Below are 16,509 nucleotides of genomic sequence, written 5' to 3' on the forward strand. Positions count from 1 at the left end.
TACCTGAATACAAAAAGCACAGCACTAGACCTTGACAGCCGTTTGCATGTCTACTACCTCTGGTTGCAGCAGGCTACCTAGCAGCTGGCGCACGGTAGCCACGTTGGCCACGGCATAGCGGGCCAGCGAGCGAGGCGTGGGGCCTACCTTCAGGGTATACGCTTCTGGAGGTAGGGCCGCAAAGGTGTCCTCGTCGGTGCGGTCGTCGCCTAGGGCCAGCACGAAAGGCGGGGGCTTGGGTCCGAGCCACTGAGCAGCGGCCGTGCCTTTGTGGATGCCAGCGTTCTTGATTTCGAGCACCTTCTTGCCTTCCAGTACGTGCAAATCGGTGTTAGACGTCATAAAAGCGAGGTGGTTTAGCAGGTCGCGGGCACGCAGGGCGCCCAGTCCGGCATCAGCGCGGCGGTAGTGCCACACCAAGGAGTAGTCTTTTTCTTCGATGAAGGCGCCCGGCGTACGGCCCACATACTGCTCCAGAATAGGCCGAATATCGCGCTTCCACTCGGCGCGCAGACCTTCCTGAAACAAGTGCCACCTGCTGCCAGCCCGGCGCAGCCACACGCCGTGCTCGGCAATAAAATCGATGGGCAGGTGCCCCAGCCAGTCGTCCAGCGTCGCCCGGTCGCGCCCGCTGATAACGACTATCTGGTTGCGCGCATCGGCTGCCAGGTTGCCCAGCAGCTCCAGTAGTTCTTGGTCGGGGCGGGCCTGCTGCGGATTGTGTTGGAAGCGCACCAGCGTGCCATCGTAGTCCAATAGTAGTAGGCGCCGTTCGGCCACTTGGTAGTCGTGGCGCAGCTGGCTTTGGGCATGGGCATCGAGCACATCGGTGGCTAGGGTGTGCTGTTTGATTTTGCTATAGGTCAGTCGGTCCATAAATAGCCGCGTCCAAGCAAATACATCGTACTGCCGCACTAGCTGCTGCATGGCCGCCATGCGGGTCTGTTGCTCCTCGTCGGGTAGGTGCAGGGCTTCGCGCAGGGCTTCCACCACTTGGTTGGTGTTGGTCGGGTTGATGAGCAACGCCTCGGCCAGCTCCTGCGCCGCCCCGGCCCGCTCGCTCAGAACAAGCACCCCGCGCTGATCGGCTTTGCTGGCAATGAACTCCTTGGCGACCAGGTTCATGCCGTCGCGCACAGGTGTCACCAGGGCCACATCGGCCAAACGGTATAAGGCCGATAGCTCCTCAAAGGGAAACGAGCGGTAGAAGTAGTGAATGGGATTCCAGCTGATGGTGCGGTACTGTGCATTGATGCGCCCCACCAGCTCGTCGATTTCTTCCTTGAGGGCAGCGTATTGCGGCACTTGGTCGCGGGAGGGCACCACCACCATCAGCAAATTCACCCGCTCGCGCCACTCGGGGTAGCGCACCAGCAGCGCCTCGAAGGCGTGCAGGCGCTGCGCAATTCCCTTAGAGTAGTCGAGCCGGTCGATGGACAGCACCACTTTCGCATCGCCTAGCGCCTGCCGGTACGCCTGCTCGTGCTGCTGCGCGGCCTCCGAAACGGCCGCGTCGGCGTAGCGTTGGTAGTCAATGCCCATCGGAAAGGCATCGACCAGCACCGGGCGGTCGGGCATTTCCACCTGCCCATTGTGGTTAGGCAGCCCCAGCAGATGCGACACCGCGCTCAGGAAGTGGTGCATGTAGTCGAAGGTGTGGAAACCGATGAGGTCGGCGCCCAACATGCCGCGCACTAGCTCGGTGCCCCAGGGTAGGGCCCGCAGCAGCTCGTAGGAGGGAAACGGAATGTGCAGGAAGAAGCCAATAGTAGCCTCCGGCCGCTCGCGGCGTAGCATTTCGGGTAGCAGCAGTAGCTGGTAGTCGTGCACCCAGATGGTGTCGTCGGGGCCGGCCAGCGCCAGTACGGCCTGACAGAATTTCTCGTTCACGGCCACGTAGGCGTCCCAGTGCGCCTGCTCGTAGGTGGCATACTGCGGGAAGTAGTGGAAGGTAGGCCAGAGCGTGGAGTTGCTGAAGCCCTCGTAGAAATCCCGGATTTCGGCTTCAGTCAGAAACACCGGGGCCATGCTGTCGGCGCTCAGCTGCTCACGTACGTGGTCCTGCTCGGCGGGGTCATCTACGGAGAGGCCGGGCCAGCCTACCCACACGTTGCCCTTGGCCCGGTAGATGGAGCCCAGGCCCGTGGCCAGCCCGCCTTCGCTGGGCTGAAACGTGAGGCCCGTGGCCGCGCGCTGTACTTTGGTGGGTAGGCGGTTGGAAATAATAATGGTTCTAGACATCGGTCGAAAGCGATAGGCAGGGTAGGAGAGAAGACCTCGCCGGGCGCAATGTCAGGGATGGTGTTGCCGGTGCAGTGGTGGCCATCGAGCACCACCACCATGCCATTGCCGATAACCTCCACCTCGCGGCCTTTGCTTATCAGCACCGCCGTATCTTCTTCCAGTCCCAGCCCAATGCAGCCGGGATTGGTAGCAATAATCTGGGCCATACGCACCATGCGGCCACGGGCAATAAAGTGGGTGTCGATGGCCACATCGCGCAGCAGTTGCAGACCCGTGGTGACATGAATTTCGTCCTTGACAAACCCGGCATCGTTGCGTCCCTGGTAAATCATGGGCGTGCTCATGGCCGTGGCCCCGGCGCTGGTGCCGGCAATGAGAAGAGGCTCGTGGAGGTAGCGCTCGGTGAGGCAGTGCAGCAGCTTGGTGCCACCAAGCAGGGCCGTGAGGCGCAGCTGGTCGCCGCCGGTGAACAGCACGCCGTCGGCCCGATTGATAATCTCCAGCGCCTCGGGGCTGTTGGCCTGCTCGCGGCTCTGGATGTCGAGCACTTCTACTTGCTCAATTCCCAGCGAGGAAAACACCTCTACGTAGTCCTGAGCAGCGGCGGCAGCGTCTTCGGCCGCCGTGGGGATAACCACGATGGTGCGGGAGCCGTGCAGCTCATCCACAAAGCGCTGCAAAATAAAATCGGCCGATGTATCGTGGTCCGGCGCCTGCTCATCGGCCTTGTGGCGCTGTTCGTGGCCGCCAATAGCCAGTAGGCGGCCCTTTGGTCGTGGGGTATGGGTAGACATGAATGGAAGGCAAGGAAAAGGTAGGCAGCAAACACACTCCTACCCGCTGTAGCGGGTAGGAGCGTGCACACTAACAGTTGGGGACGACAACAGCGGCGTGGTATCCAGCCACATCCCAGCCCTTCGATACGGGGTGCCATAAGGACGGACTCAGCTTGTTGTACGGTGCGAAAAGCCAGCAGGAGACGTCAAAAACACGGATTTGGAACAGGGAAAACGCGTATTTTCTTCAACGAATACCAATGCTTTCGGTCGGTGGGCCTACCCCAGAAGGGAGCACGCCACCCGCCAAAGGTGAGGTGGAGCATGCCGCGTGCTAGCTGGGTGCGCAGACTGGCACTAGTGCCAGCGGTAGCCAATACCACTTGGACTGAACCTGTTTCCAGGGACCGTAAAGAAGGAGTAGAATCCTCAGTAGCTAACCGCCAAAGTAAGACAGGGTGCTTGGCTACCTGCTGTAGTGGTTGAGACACCACCCAGCTGGCCACCACGCCCGTGCCGTCCTCCAGTACCAGCTCAGGGTAGGTAGGAATACTTGGCGAGCAGCCAATAGCAAAGCGGAGAGCCGGGTGGGGTGGTACTACCACTACATCGGCAAACATGAGTTCGGGATTCATAGCGAGGGTAGGACGGGATAGTAACATGCTCTGTATAACGGCGCCTACCTAGATACAGCGGTACAGAAAATACGGATTCTTCCGAGACGCATTCTCTGGTATACTCCGAGTTTGTACCTAGTGCGCACAGTGGAAATTGTCTTAAAATATTGATAAAAAGAGGATTGCTTAGTAAGTGTTTTCTGCGAAATACTCCTTTAGGCAAACGCTTGGCTATAACTATTAGACGCGCCAAGCAGTAAAGCGTTGGTGATTAAAGTATAGTTATTGGGGACTGCACTAGTACCTGAGCCAGTACGCTGATGCAGCGGCGGTAGCGCCCTTGCCGGCTGGCGATGGAAGAGCAGAGCCTCACGCAGAATATGAAGAAAGAGGAGATACAGATAACGGATTGGCAACGAATTCTGCTGGGGCAAGCCCCGTTTGAGTTTCTGTTGGAAGTGGTCGTGCGCACGCTTATCATCTACGTGGTGCTGGTGCTGGCCATGCGCGTGTTGGGTAAGCGCATGAACGCGCAGCTCTCCGTGGCCGAGCTATCGGTGATGATTATGCTGGGCGGCATCGTGTCGGTGCCCATGCAGGTGCCTAACCGGGGCCTGCTGCACGGTATACTGGTGCTATCGTGCATGGTGGGCATGTACCGGGGCATCAACTGGCTGGCCTACCGGTTTCGGCGCGTCGAGCAGCTGACCCAGGGCAACCTGCACATCATCGTAGCCGATGGGGTGCTGAACCTGCAAGCCATGCACCGTGTCCGGCTCTCGCGGCAGCAGTTGTTTTCTTACCTGCGCGCCGCCCATATGCAGCAGCTTGGGCAGGTGAAGCGGGTGTACCTGGAGGCCAATGGCAAGTTCAGCATCTACCCGCAGGAACCTCCCCGCCCTGGGCTGTCGCTCCTACCCGAGAAAGACCCGGCCATTCGGGAGGCCGAACCCGCAGACCACACCGTGAAGGTGTGCCAGCAGTGCGGCCACCCCGAGGCAGCCGACCACAAACCATGGCAGTGCCCCCACTGTGGGCATCAGCACTGGGCAAATGGTGTATGTAAGCTCTGATCTACTATGAAGCCAGAAGACATTCACCTCACCGATTGGCTCCGCATCCTGGTGGGCGAAGTGCCAATCAGCTTCTACCTCGAGGCCGTTCTGCGTGTGGTATTCATCTACCTGCTCCTGTTGGCCTGTATGCGCTTGATGGGTACCCGCATGGGCTCGGTGCTCACCCGCAACGAGATGGTGGCCATGGTGTCGTTGGCGGCTGCCAATGGCGTTGCCCTCATGGCGCCCGACCGGGGACTGGTGCCGGTGGTAGTAGTGGCGGCCATCATCGTAGGCTACCAACGTCTGATTGCGTGGTGGGCGCTCCGCAGCAAGAAGTTTGAGAGTGTCGTGCTAGACGATGTGCGGATTCTGGTACAGGATGGCCGTTTGCAACTAAACGGGCTACAGGCTAGCGTGTTGTCACGGGAGCAAATGCTGGCCAAGCTGCGGCAGGGAAGTGTTCGTAACCTGGGTATGGTGCAGCGGGCCTACCAGGAGGCCAGCGGAGATTTCTCTATTCTAATGTTCACGGAGCCGCAGCCCGGCCTGTCCATTCTGCCAACAGAAGACACGGCTTTCCGGGACGAGCAGCGGAAAGCCGAGGGCCAGTTTGCCTGCGGCAGCTGCGGCCACCTGGAGTCCGATGCACAGGTGCCTACCCACCAGTGCACACGCTGCGGCGAGCAGGAGTGGCAGCCCGCCGTGCTGGGGTAGGAGGCGACCAGGCACGGCGGGCTCTAGATTCCCCTTAGTTCCGCCGTTTAAGGTGCTGGCACGAGGGGTGGTAGCAAATAGAAAAACGGGAGCAGTAGTGTGTACTACTACAGCGGTTTTTGCAGACTGTGTACCCGCTGGCGTGACCCCGCCCCCAGCCCCTCCCCTCCGGGAGAGGGGTGCGTTCTAATGGAGCTATTTGCTAACAGCTAGTGGCTATCAGCTTCGTCTGGCACCCCTCTCCCGGAGGGGAGGGGCTGGGGGCGGGGTCACGCCAGCGCAACCTGCACACCGACTGCAAAACCGCTGTAATAAAGCCTGCGTTCTGCCACACCCACACTTGTGGTTATTTATCAACCACCTCTGTTGCCAGCACTGCCAAATCCAGCCCGTCAAACGTGCCGGAGGTCATCATCAGCAGGTTGGTATCCTGCCAGTTTTGCTGATGCAGGAACTCGGCCAGGGCCTTGCTATCGGTGAATACCTGCAAATTGGGGCGTTGGAAGGCCTGTTGCACGGCCTCGGGGGGTAGGGCGGGTAGGCGCTTGTGTTCCAGCACGTGCGGGTTGAAGTAGACCACCGCCACGTCGGGCGCATCGAAGGTGTGGGCGTATTGGGGTAGGAAGGCCGGGTTGAGCGAACTGAACGTGTGCAACTCCAGGCAGGCCACCAAGCGGCGCTTCGGAAACTGCTGTTTCAGGGCTGTGGCCGTGGCCTTCAGCTTGCTGGGCGAGTGCGCAAAGTCCTTGTACACTACTGAGTCTTGGCCCTCGCGCACCAGCTCCAGGCGGCGTGCGGCGCCTTTGAAAGTCGCAATGGCTTCGTAAAAATCCTTGCCTTTGATGCCCAGCTGTTTGCACACCTCCTTGGCCGCCGAAATGTTGCGCAGGTTGTGGGCGCCAAATACCTGCACAGGCACCTGCTCATCGCGCTTGGTGAGGAGGTAGGTTTTGCCGTCGCGCAGCATGTGCTCGTGTGGGCCATAGCCCACGTACTTCACGTCGGGGGAGGTAGGCACGGTCACGAGTTGCACCTGCTCGTCGTCCTGGTCGTAGATGAGGGTGCCGGCTTTGGGCGTCATCTCCGCGAAGATTCGGAACTGCTCGCGGTAGATTTCCTCCGTCGGAAACACATTGATGTGGTCCCAGCTGATGCCGGAAATCACGCCGATGTGATGCTGATAGAGGTGGAACTTTGGCCGCCGGTCGATGGGCGACGACAGGTACTCGTCGCCCTCAATGATGATAATGGGCGCATCTTCCGTCAGCTGCACCATCAGATCGAAGCCCGCCAGCTGGGCACCTACCGCGTAGTCGAACTTGCGCTGGTGGTAGCGCAATACGTGCAGAATCAGCGAAGTAATGCTGGTTTTGCCGTGCGAGCCGCCAATCACGATGCGCTGCTTGTCCTTGCTGGCCTCGTAGATGAACTCCGGAAACGAATACACGCGCAGGCCCAACTCCTGAGCGCGCAGCAGCTCGGGGTTGTCGGGACGGGCGTGCATTCCCACAATCACGGCGTCGAGGTCGGCGGTGATTTTCTCCGGGAACCAGCCTTCTTCGGCCGGCAGCAGCCCGGCAGCTTGCAGGCGACTTTTGGCGGGCTCAAATATCTCGTCGTCGGAGCCCGTGACGTGGGTGCCGCGCTGGCGCAGGGCCAGGGCCAGATTGTGCATGATGCTGCCGCCGGTAGCAATCAGATGAAGGCGCTGAAAAGAGGAAGGGGTAGCGGGCATTGAGTAAGCGAAACGATGCAAGCGAATGGGCGGCAAAGGTAGGCAGATAGAACATACCAGCCGGGGTAGAGGTTAGGGAGGGACGCAGCCAGAGCCGGCCGGTTATTGAGTGGGTAGGCGTGGCGTGCTGTTGCCTACCTACCCAAACAGGCAAATGGTCCTGCTGTCTGGTCGACACACACCATGTAACATAGTAAAAGAAACTGTATTTCCCACACGTGTTTTCTTCGCGTTAGCCGTTAGTTTTGTACCCCTTTTGCCCGGCCTGGCCGGGTGTGCGCCGGGCACGGCCGACTGAACATTTTTTGGTGCAGTCGCCGGCTGCTACTCCAGTTCTGCTTACCTTGTATTTCCCTCAACCCAATGAATGACCGGATGGATGACCGCCTGAAACAATCGGCCTCGCGGGCCAAAGCCGCCTGGACCAGCCGCCCGCCGGCTATGTCGATGGCTGCGCCCGCCGGCAAATTGCCCCCCCAGGCCCGCGAGCTGGAGGCGGCCGTGCTCGGCGCGCTCATGCTGGAAAAGGACGCCCTCACCACCGTTATCGATATTCTGAAGCCCCAGAGCTTCTACGACGACCGGCACCAGAGCATTTTCAAGGCGATTCTGAGTTTGTTCGATAAGTCGGAGCCGATTGACCTGCTCACCGTCAACCAAGAGCTAAAAGAGCTGGGCGAGCTGGAAATGGCCGGCGGCACGCACTACGTGGCCAACCTTACTTTCAAGGTGAACTCGGCGGCCAACATTGAGTATCACGCCCGCATCATCACCGAAAACGCCATCAAGCGCGAGCTGATCCGCATTGCCAGCGAAATCCACCGCGACGCGTTCGAGGACACCACCGACGTGTTCAACCTGCTGGATGCCACCGAGCAGGCGCTGTTTGAGGTGTCGGAATCCAACATCCGCAAGAACTTCGACGACATGCGCTCCTTGATGGGCAAGGCCATCAAAGAGCTGGAGGAAAAGAAAAACCAGAAGGACGGCCTCACCGGCGTACCCTCCGGCTTCTCGGCCCTGGACCGCGTGACCAGCGGTTGGCAACCCTCTGACTTAGTGATTATTGCCGCCCGCCCCGGCATGGGCAAAACAGCTTTTGTGGTGTCAGCCATGCGCAACGCGGCCGTGGACCACAAAAAGCCGGTGGCCATTTTCTCGCTGGAAATGTCGTCCATTCAGCTCGTAAATCGTCTGATTTCGGCGGAGGCGGAGCTGGATTCGGAGAAGATCAAAAAGGGCAACCTGGCCGACTACGAGTGGGCGCAGCTCAACCACAAAATTTCCTCGCTGTCGTCGGCGCCGATTTTTATCGACGACACGCCTGCGCTCAGCATCCGCGAGCTGCGCACCAAGTGCCGCCGCCTCAAGGCCCACCACGACATCCAGATGATCATCATCGACTACTTGCAGTTGATGACGGGTAATTCGGATGGGGGTAAGGGTGCCGGCAACCGCGAACAGGAAATTGCCTCTATCTCGCGGGCACTCAAGGGAATAGCCAAAGAGCTGAACGTGCCCGTGCTGGCGCTGTCGCAGCTCTCACGCTCCGTAGAAACCCGCGGCGGCGACAAGAAACCGCAGCTGAGTGACCTGCGTGAATCTGGTTCTATCGAGCAGGACGCCGACATGGTGGTGTTCCTGTATCGTCCGGAATACTACAAGATTACGGAAGACGAAATGGGCAACCCTACCCAGGGCATGGGCGAGGTGATTATTGCCAAGCACCGGAACGGCTCCCTAGAAACGGTGCAGCTCAAGTTTATCGGTCGCTTCACCAAGTTTGCCGACCTGGACGGGGTAGGCGGCTTCGAGGGTGGCGGCGATTACAATCCCGGCGCCTTCCCCACCAGCACCTTCGACGAAGACCCCAGTGCCTTCGCTCCGAATACCATTCGCCTGGGCTCGCGCATCAACAACGACACGCCGCCTCCGCAGGCCTTCCCCCGCAGCAACTTCGGCAACGAAGACCCGCCGTTTTAAAAACAATAAGAGCAAGAAAAGAACGTCATTTCGACCAGCGGGAGAAATCTCGCGTGCTGACGCCGGATAGTAATTGCCGGAAGCACGCGAGATTTCTCCCGCTGGTCGAAATGACGTTTTGGTGTGTTCTGGTGAGTACGACGACAACGTTTCCTACCTTGTGAATCCAACCTTCCACCCTCACAGCAATGCGCGTAGCAATTATTGGATGCGGCAACATGGGCATGGCCTACGCCAAATCCTTCCTGCAAAACAACCTGGTGAAGCCCGAAAACATGCTGTTGGTGGCCAGGAGCCCGGCCCGGCAGACGGAGCTGGAAGGTAGGCAGGCTGGGCGCGTGGTGCTGGGCATCACGCAGGAGGTAGGCCTGTACGATCTGGTGATTGTGGCCGTGAAGCCCCAGGATTTCAGCGCGGTAGCGCGGGAACTGCGCGATGTGGTACAGCCCCATCAGATGGTGCTGTCCATCATGGCCGGCATCCCCATTGCGCGGTTGCAGCAGGAGCTGGCGCACCCCCTCATCATTCGGGCCATGCCCAATACGCCGGCTCTCATCGGGCTGGGCATGACGGCCTACGCCGCCGCCGAGGGCCTGACGGTGCGGCAAATCCGGCAGGTGGAAAACCTAATTAACTCCACCGGGCGGGCCGTGTTTCTAGAGCAGGAAAACCTACTCGACGCTGCCACGGCCGTGAGCGGCAGCGGACCAGCCTACTTCTTCTACATCGTGCGGGCCATGATTGAGGCCGGCCGCCAGCTGGGTTTCGACGAGGCCCTGGCCGCGCAGTTGGTGAAGCAAACGATGTTGGGCTCCTTCCACTTGCTCAACAACTCCGAAAAGTCGCTGGATGAGTTGATTAAGGCCGTAGCCTCGAAGGGCGGCACCACGGAGGCGGCCCTCACGGTATTCGGGGAGCGGGATTTGGCGGGGGCGCTGATTGGGGGAATTAGCGCGGCCGAGCGCCGGGCGGGGGAGCTGTCGAAAGGGTAGGGTACAGGATACATACCATTCCCACTCGGCTTGCCTAGCCTATACTTCCTGTGTATGGGCAGCCGAGGCAGCATCTAATCGAAGCTGATGCGCATTTCCCCAGTCTTTTAGGATGCTGATAACGGGCTCAAGCGTGCTGGCATAGGGCAGCGCTTGGTATTCGACTACAACCGGCGGGCCGGGATGCACCGTGCGCGCAAGGAGCTGGTGGGCTTCTAAGTCCTTGAGCTCCTTGGCCAGCACTTTCGTGGAGATACCCGGAATACTGCGCTCCAGGCCCCGGAAGTGATGCACACCTGAGAGCAGCGCTACGATTATTTGCAGCTTCCATTTGCCGCTGAACACGGTCAGCGCGCTACGTAATCCTTCTATGGTGTGGGTGCATTCCGCGGCGTTATGCTTGAGCATAGTAGAGTAAAGAAAAATTGTGATTTGGAAGAAAAACAGCTGATTACCTACCGGAAATCAGGTTACGAGGGCGTAATCTGCAACTTCTACGGAGAGCAAACAAAAGGGTAGCTGATTACTTGAGGAAACCAGAGTACCAGTGGTACGTCGAAACAGGGTGGGTAGATGCTGCCCGTTTTCGCATCGTTTTTTCTTCCTCATTTTACCTTTTTTCCTATGCAGATCCTGCAAATTATTTCCAGCGCCCGCGGGGCCGAGTCGTACAGCACCCAACTCAGCCAGGGAATTATCGACAAGCTACGCGCGGCGCATCCTGGTAGCTCCGTGGTAGTACGCAACCTGGCTAAGAATCCGTTTCCTCACCTGGAAGAAGCCCATCTGCAAGCCTATTTCACACCGGTTGAGGCGCGTTCGACGGAGCAGCAGCAGGCCGTGCGCCACTCCGATGAGGCCATTGCGGAGGTACTCGCTGCCGATGTGCTGGTCATTGGAGTGCCGTTTTATAACTTCTCCATTGCTTCGTCGCTGAAATCGTGGCTCGACCACCTGACGCGGGCGGGCATCACGTTCCGCTACACGCCTACCGGCCCGGAGGGACTGATAACGGATAAGCGGGTGTACCTGGCCGTAGCCAGTGGCGGCATCTACTCCGAGGGACCCATGCAGCCCTACGATTTTGCTACGCCCTACCTACGCTGGATGCTCGGGTTCCTGGGTATGACCGACATAACCGTAGCCCGCGCCGAGGGCGTGAAGCTACCCGAATTTCAGGCCCAAGCCCTGCAAAAAGGCCTAGATAGCGTGGCCGTCTAGCCATTACCTCAGGCGAGGCGTACCAACCCGACGGCCGCTGGGCTGGGGCGCCTCGCCTGAGGTAATGGCTGAATGATTTTGCGCAGTTTGCCTCATTAGATTGTTATCTTAAGTGAAATAGCTGGCCTTGTTCCTACCCTATAATTAGGGTTCTGCTGCTACGGACGCGGTACTGTTGTTGCAAGTCAACGCTGCCCTCGGATAGTAGTAAGATTCCCGGAAAACCCAGCGCTACCACCCCTTCGCCTTTGCCATGAACTCTCTGCAAGACCTCCACAAAACCGCTTCCGCGTTTCAGAAAACCGATAAAATGCCGGTGCTTTTCGTGGGGCACGGCTCGCCCATGAACGCGCTGGCCGATAACCCCTTCACCCAAACCCTGCACCAGCTGGGTAGGGATATCCGAAACCGGCAACCGCCGCGGGCGGTGCTGGTGGTGTCGGCGCATTGGCTCACGCGCGGCACCTACGTGGCCGTGAACGAGCGGCCCGAAACCATCCACGACTTCGGCGGCTTTCCCGACGAGCTGTTTGCCATGCAATACCCCGCGCCCGGCGCACCTGACGTGGCCCAGGAGGTGCTGGCCGCCCTACCCGACGCCCACCCCACCGACGAGTGGGGCCTCGACCACGGCACCTGGACGGTGCTGCACCACTTGTTTCCGGAGGCAGATATTCCGGTGTTTCAGCTCAGCATTGACTACGGCCGGCCGCTCACCTTCCACGCCGAGCTGGCCCGGCAGCTCCAATTTCTGCGCCGGCGCGGGGTGCTGGTGGTAGGCAGCGGCAACATTGTGCACAACCTCCGTCAGAGCATGCCCCACTTCCTGCACAACAACCCCGCGCCCCACGCCTGGGCCGCGGAGTTTGACGCCTGGGCCAAGCAGAAAATCGATCAGCGCGACCTGTTGGCGCTGGCACACTACCAGCAGGCCGGCGCCGCCGGTTCCCTCGCCGTGCCTACCCCCGACCACTACATCCCGATGCTCTACAGCCTGGCCCTAGCCGAAGCCGACGACGATATCCGGCACGCCTTCGAGGAGGTGAGCTTTGGTGGGATGAGCATGCGCACGTTTGTGGTAGGGTAGGGGCGGCGTTCTAGTGCTGGCTACCCGAGTGGACAGGCAACCCTCTGCGCCGGCCGTACATCTACCATAGCACAAGTCTATTCATCTTGTGCACCTGATGCGAAATCTACTTCTGCTGCTGCTCGCCTTTGCCGTTGCTACCCCGGCGGTTGCCCAGCAACCGACTGATACCGTGTATCGCGCCACGCCTCGCAAAGTCAACGAACTGGTGCACACGCGGCTGGACCTGCGGTTCGACTACGCCAAGCGCTACGCCTACGGCAAAGAATGGCTAACGCTAAAGCCGCACGCCTACGCCACCGACTCGCTGCGGTTGGATGCGCAGGGCATGGATATTCAGGCAGTGGCCCTGATGAAGGGGGAGAAGCAACAGCCACTCCAATACGACTACAACCAACAACACTTGCTGATTCGGTTGGGGCGAAGGGTACCGGCGGGGGAGGCGTATACCATCTACATCGAGTACACGGCCAAACCCGACGGGCTGCACGCGAAGGGCTCGGCGGCTATTCGGGATGCCAAGGGCCTCTACTTCATCAACCCCGACAGCGCGGAGGCCGGCAAGCCCGTGCAAATCTGGACGCAGGGCGAGACGGAAGCCAACTCGGCCTGGTTCCCAACCATCGACAAGCCCAACCAGAAGTCTACCTCCGAAATCAGTCTGACGGTGCCCGCCCGGTACGCTACCCTCAGCAATGGCCTGCTGGTGAGCCAAGTACCCGCCGGCCCCGGCCTGCGCCGCGACACTTGGAAAATGGCGCAGCCCCACGCGCCCTACCTGTTTATGCTGGCTGTGGGCGACTTCCAAAAAACCACCGATACCTGGCGCGGCAAGGAGGTGAGCTACTACTTGGAGCCGCGGTACGCCGCGCAGGCCCGCGCCATTTTCGGGCAGACGCCCCGCATGCTGGAGTTTTTTTCTGAGCGTTTGGGCGTGGCGTTTCCGTGGCAGAAGTACGCCCAGGTGGTGGTGCGCGACTACGTGAGTGGGGCGATGGAAAATACCACGGCTTCCTTATATGGACCGCACGCCCAGGGCACCGCCCGCGAGCAGCTGGATTGGGAGTACGCCGATGTGGAGCGCGAAATAGCCCACGAGCTGTTTCATCAGTGGTTTGGCGACTACGTGACGGCCGAGAGCTGGAGTAACCTGACCATGAACGAGTCGTTTGCCAATTTCTCGGAGGTGCTGTGGGCCGAGCACGCCCACGGCCCCGATGCTGGCGCCGCCCAGGCCGACCGCAGCCTGCGCAACTACCTGAGCAGCGCCGGCAACTATGCCAAGCCGCTCGTGCGCTTCACCTACGCCGACAAGGAAGACATGTTCGACGGGGTGAGCTACCAAAAGGGCGGTAGCATCCTGAACATGCTGCGTAGCTACCTGGGGGAAGAAGTGTTTTTTAAGGGCTTGCAGCGCTACCTGACCCAAAACGCTTTCGGAACCGGCGAGGCGCAGCAGTTGCGGCTGGCCCTGGAAGAGGCATCGGGGCAGGATCTGAACTGGTTTTTCAACCAGTGGTACTACCGCGCCGGCCACCCCATTGTCACGATTGACTACGCCTGGGATGCGGCTCGGAAGGAGCAGCAAGTCACCATCAGGCAAACCCAGCCGGGGCCGGCCTTTCAACTGCCGCTGGCCGTAGATCTGTATGCTGATGGCAAGCCCACGCGCCACCACATTACCGTGCGGAAGGCCGCCGAAACCTTCCGCTTTCCGTCGGCCAGCAAGCCGGATTTGGTGAACGTGGATGCCGAAAAGGTGCTGGTCTGGCAGAAAACCGACAACAAGCCGCTGGCCGCCTTCGCCTACCAGTTCCGCCACGCCCCGCGCTACCTCGACCGTCGCGAGGCCCTGGCGGCCGCCCAAAAGCAAATTATCCAGCCGGTGGCCCAACAGCTGTTGGTAGCCGGCCTGGCCGATCAGTCGCCGGTACTGCGCCAGTTTGCTATCGAAGCCCTGGCGCTCCAGCAGGCGGATTTGCGCAAAGCGGCCACGCCCACGCTACGCAGGCTCGCCACTACCGATTCGTCGGTGCAGGTGCGGGCAGCGGCGCTGCTGGCCTTGGGCTCGCTCAAGGAAAAGCAATACGCCCCGCTGTTTGTGCAGGCCCTGGAAGGTCTGTCGTACCGGGTGCAGGGGGCGGCGCTGCAAGGGCTGTTGCCGCTGAATCCGAAGCTGGCTCTGACCCGCGCGTTGGCTTTGGAAGCCGACAATACGGGTGTCCTCACAATAGCCCTGGTGCAGGTATACGGCCAGGTAGGCACCTTGGCGCAATGGCCCCTGATGCGGGCAAAGTACGACGCCGCTACCCCCATAAACCGCCTCGAAATGCTACCCGGCCTGAGCGAAATACTAGGCCGCCTCGACGACCCTACCGCCCTGACCGAAGGCATCTCCCGCATCAAAGACCTGACGGTGGGTTTCAAACCCTACCTGGATTTCAAGCGGCTGATTGGCCTACTCCGCCAGATTCAGCAGCGCCAGGCCGGCCGCCCTAACGCGGCGCTTGCAGCCACACTGGTAGCGCAGGCCGTAGCGGAAATCGAAGCAGCGTAGGCGAGGGTAGGGCGAAAAAACCAATTTTTGGTCAGGTTTCTACCCCTCGCCTTTCTCCCGCGACGCAAATGCCTGCCGGGCTTGGGCTACTTCCTGGGCGTGCGCATTGGCCCAGGTGCCAAGTCCTGAGAAGGCTACGAGCAGGCTGTGGCCCAGCGGCGTGAGCTGGTATTCTACGCGGGGCGGCACCTCGGCGTACACGTGACGCTGCACCAGGCCGTCGGCTTCCAGGGAGCGGAGCGTGACGGTGAGCATCCGCTGCGATACATCGCCGATTTGCTTGCGCAACTCGTTGAATCGCAGCGTGTCGGCGGCGCCCAGGTGCAGGATGCAGAGAAAGGACCACTTATCGCCGATGCGGTCTAAGACGTGGCGCACGGGGCAGATGCTGGTAGCCGTTTGGATATTCTGTAAAATTTTTTTTGCCTCAGCTTGAAAAGTAATTGGCTGATTTTCAGTGATAGTTACGTGCATGTGCCTTAGGAAGAAGTAAATGCCTTCTTGCGGACGCAAAACGCGTCTACTAGTTTTGAGTTACTAAAAGTAACTATTGTACTTAAAAGAACCAAGCCCATGATTGCCATCACCGGAGCTACCGGCCACCTAGGCCGGGCCACCCTCAACGCCTTATTGTCTAAAGTTCCTGCTAACCAATTAATTGCCTTGGTGCGGAACCTGCAAAAAGCCACCGACCTAAGTGCCCAGGACATACAGGTGCGACAGGGCGACTACAACGCCCCCGCCACGCTGCAAGTTGCCTTTCAAGGCGCGGAGAAGGTGCTGCTAATTTCTGGTGACGACTTGGAAAACCGCTTGCAACAGCACAAAAACGTGATTGACGCGGCCAAAGCAGCGGGCGTGCGCCACGTGCTGTATACCAGCGTTATCAATCCTTCGGCCGATTCGCACTTCGGCGCTTCGCCCAGCCACGTAGCTACCGAGGCCTACCTCAAAGAGTCGGGGCTGACATACACGCTGCTACGCAATACGCTGTACCTGGACATTCTGCCGATGATGATTGGCGAAAACGCCCTACCCAGCGGCCAGCTCTTCGCCGCAGCTGGCGAGGGCAAAGTAAGCTACGCGCTCCGCCAGGACCTGGCCGAAGCCACGGCCACTATTTTAGCTTCCCCCGGCCACAACAACCAGACGTACGACCTGGCGCCCGCGCCGGCCTATTCCTTTCAGGATGTTGCGGCTACGCTGAGCGAGGTTGCCGGTCAGCCCGTGCAGTATGTGCCCATTACGCCGGAAGCCCTGGCTGCCGGCATGCGCGAGCACCACGTGCCCGAACCCGTAGTGATGATGATGGTCGGCTTATCAAAAGCCATGGCGGCCGATGAGTTCAACCTCAGCAGCCCTACCCTGGAGCAACTACTGGGCCGCCGCCCCACCGACTTGAAAACGTTCCTGACGGGCGTTTACGGTAAGTAAACAGCAGAATTATTCAGCAAACGGCCTCCATTTTTACTTTACTCTGTAAGGTAAAAACGGAGGCCGTTTGCGTAATGTAGAGAGGCGTTAG

General features: G+C 59.8%; 13 protein-coding genes and 1 pseudogene. 8 read left to right on the top strand and 6 right to left on the bottom strand.

From position 1 onward, the window contains the following. Positions 1-24: 24 nt before the first annotated feature. From KYK14_RS04630 to KYK14_RS04640, 3 genes and pseudogenes are all read right to left on the bottom strand, one after another. Positions 25-2,241, bottom strand: a complete 2,217-nt coding sequence (locus tag KYK14_RS04630) for a bifunctional alpha,alpha-trehalose-phosphate synthase (UDP-forming)/trehalose-phosphatase (protein ID WP_219157343.1) — start codon at positions 2,239-2,241, stop codon at positions 25-27. A 53-nt stretch (positions 2,242-2,294) separates the two neighbouring features. After that, positions 2,295-3,038, bottom strand: a pseudogene (locus tag KYK14_RS04635) (cyanophycinase); the annotation flags it as partial. A 188-nt stretch (positions 3,039-3,226) separates the two neighbouring features. Next, positions 3,227-3,655, bottom strand: a complete 429-nt coding sequence (locus KYK14_RS04640) for a hypothetical protein (RefSeq protein ID WP_219157346.1) — start codon at positions 3,653-3,655, stop codon at positions 3,227-3,229. A gap of 335 nt (positions 3,656-3,990) precedes the next feature. Between KYK14_RS04640 and KYK14_RS04645 the strand changes: the two genes are divergently transcribed. Then, positions 3,991-4,710, top strand: coding sequence for a YetF domain-containing protein (locus tag KYK14_RS04645; RefSeq protein WP_208306964.1), 720 nt, complete (start codon positions 3,991-3,993; stop codon positions 4,708-4,710). A gap of 6 nt (positions 4,711-4,716) precedes the next feature. Next, positions 4,717-5,409: a DUF421 domain-containing protein gene (locus tag KYK14_RS04650; protein WP_219157349.1), complete on the top strand. Its 693-nt coding sequence runs from the start codon at positions 4,717-4,719 to the stop codon at positions 5,407-5,409. A 346-nt stretch (positions 5,410-5,755) separates the two neighbouring features. Here the strand turns inward: KYK14_RS04650 and KYK14_RS04655 are convergent, their stop codons facing one another. After that, a complete protein-coding gene (locus KYK14_RS04655) occupies positions 5,756-7,144 on the bottom strand; it encodes a UDP-N-acetylmuramate--L-alanine ligase (RefSeq protein WP_219157352.1) in 1,389 nt (462 codons plus the stop codon). A 441-nt stretch (positions 7,145-7,585) separates the two neighbouring features. Here KYK14_RS04655 and dnaB point away from each other — a divergent pair, with 441 nt between their 5' ends. After that, entirely contained in the window at positions 7,586-9,127 is a 1,542-nt protein-coding gene (gene dnaB, locus KYK14_RS04660) for a replicative DNA helicase (RefSeq protein ID WP_243900256.1), read from the top strand. A 188-nt stretch (positions 9,128-9,315) separates the two neighbouring features. Beyond that, a complete protein-coding gene (proC, locus tag KYK14_RS04665; protein ID WP_219157355.1) occupies positions 9,316-10,119 on the top strand; it encodes a pyrroline-5-carboxylate reductase in 804 nt (267 codons plus the stop codon). A gap of 39 nt (positions 10,120-10,158) precedes the next feature. Here proC and KYK14_RS04670 read toward each other — a convergent pair whose 3' ends face one another. Then, positions 10,159-10,527, bottom strand: coding sequence for a winged helix-turn-helix transcriptional regulator (locus tag KYK14_RS04670; protein WP_185284086.1), 369 nt, complete (start codon positions 10,525-10,527; stop codon positions 10,159-10,161). Between the two features lie 216 nt (positions 10,528-10,743). Between KYK14_RS04670 and KYK14_RS04675 the strand changes: the two genes are divergently transcribed. From KYK14_RS04675 to KYK14_RS04685, 3 genes are all read left to right on the top strand, one after another. Continuing rightward, positions 10,744-11,340, top strand: a complete 597-nt coding sequence (locus tag KYK14_RS04675) for an FMN-dependent NADH-azoreductase (RefSeq protein WP_185284085.1) — start codon at positions 10,744-10,746, stop codon at positions 11,338-11,340. Positions 11,341-11,593: 253 nt separating this feature from the next. After that, on the top strand, positions 11,594-12,427 hold the full coding sequence (gene ygiD / locus KYK14_RS04680; protein ID WP_185284084.1) for a 4,5-DOPA-extradiol-dioxygenase: 834 nt from the start codon (positions 11,594-11,596) through the stop codon (positions 12,425-12,427). A 97-nt stretch (positions 12,428-12,524) separates the two neighbouring features. Further along, complete coding sequence (locus KYK14_RS04685) at positions 12,525-14,984, top strand: M1 family aminopeptidase (protein ID WP_219157358.1); 2,460 nt, start codon at positions 12,525-12,527, stop codon at positions 14,982-14,984. Between the two features lie 39 nt (positions 14,985-15,023). On the opposite strand, the gene KYK14_RS04690 is transcribed toward KYK14_RS04685, so the two are convergent. After that, a complete protein-coding gene (locus KYK14_RS04690; RefSeq protein ID WP_343217056.1) occupies positions 15,024-15,362 on the bottom strand; it encodes a winged helix-turn-helix transcriptional regulator in 339 nt (112 codons plus the stop codon). Positions 15,363-15,557: 195 nt separating this feature from the next. On the opposite strand from KYK14_RS04690, the gene KYK14_RS04695 reads away from it, so the two are divergent. Continuing rightward, complete coding sequence (locus KYK14_RS04695) at positions 15,558-16,418, top strand: SDR family oxidoreductase (RefSeq protein WP_219157363.1); 861 nt, start codon at positions 15,558-15,560, stop codon at positions 16,416-16,418. The last annotated feature ends 91 nt before the right edge of the window (positions 16,419-16,509 follow it).

The organism is Hymenobacter profundi (assembly GCF_019334315.1).
Lineage (GTDB): Bacteria > Bacteroidota > Bacteroidia > Cytophagales > Hymenobacteraceae > Hymenobacter > Hymenobacter profundi.

Bases quoted from the DNA above. Each gene is read 5' to 3' on its own strand.
- KYK14_RS04630 (WP_219157343.1), bottom strand. From the start codon at position 2,241: ATGTCTAGAACCATTATTATTTCCAACCGCCTACCCACCAAAGTACAG.
- KYK14_RS04640 (WP_219157346.1), bottom strand. From the start codon at position 3,655: ATGAATCCCGAACTCATGTTTGCCGATGTAGTGGTAGTACCACCCCAC.
- KYK14_RS04645 (WP_208306964.1), top strand. From the start codon at position 3,991: ATGGAAGAGCAGAGCCTCACGCAGAATATGAAGAAAGAGGAGATACAG.
- KYK14_RS04650 (WP_219157349.1), top strand. From the start codon at position 4,717: ATGAAGCCAGAAGACATTCACCTCACCGATTGGCTCCGCATCCTGGTG.
- KYK14_RS04655 (WP_219157352.1), bottom strand. From the start codon at position 7,144: ATGCCCGCTACCCCTTCCTCTTTTCAGCGCCTTCATCTGATTGCTACC.
- dnaB (WP_243900256.1), top strand. From the start codon at position 7,586: ATGTCGATGGCTGCGCCCGCCGGCAAATTGCCCCCCCAGGCCCGCGAG.
- proC (WP_219157355.1), top strand. From the start codon at position 9,316: ATGCGCGTAGCAATTATTGGATGCGGCAACATGGGCATGGCCTACGCC.
- KYK14_RS04670 (WP_185284086.1), bottom strand. From the start codon at position 10,527: ATGCTCAAGCATAACGCCGCGGAATGCACCCACACCATAGAAGGATTA.
- KYK14_RS04675 (WP_185284085.1), top strand. From the start codon at position 10,744: ATGCAGATCCTGCAAATTATTTCCAGCGCCCGCGGGGCCGAGTCGTAC.
- ygiD (WP_185284084.1), top strand. From the start codon at position 11,594: ATGAACTCTCTGCAAGACCTCCACAAAACCGCTTCCGCGTTTCAGAAA.
- KYK14_RS04685 (WP_219157358.1), top strand. From the start codon at position 12,525: ATGCGAAATCTACTTCTGCTGCTGCTCGCCTTTGCCGTTGCTACCCCG.
- KYK14_RS04695 (WP_219157363.1), top strand. From the start codon at position 15,558: ATGATTGCCATCACCGGAGCTACCGGCCACCTAGGCCGGGCCACCCTC.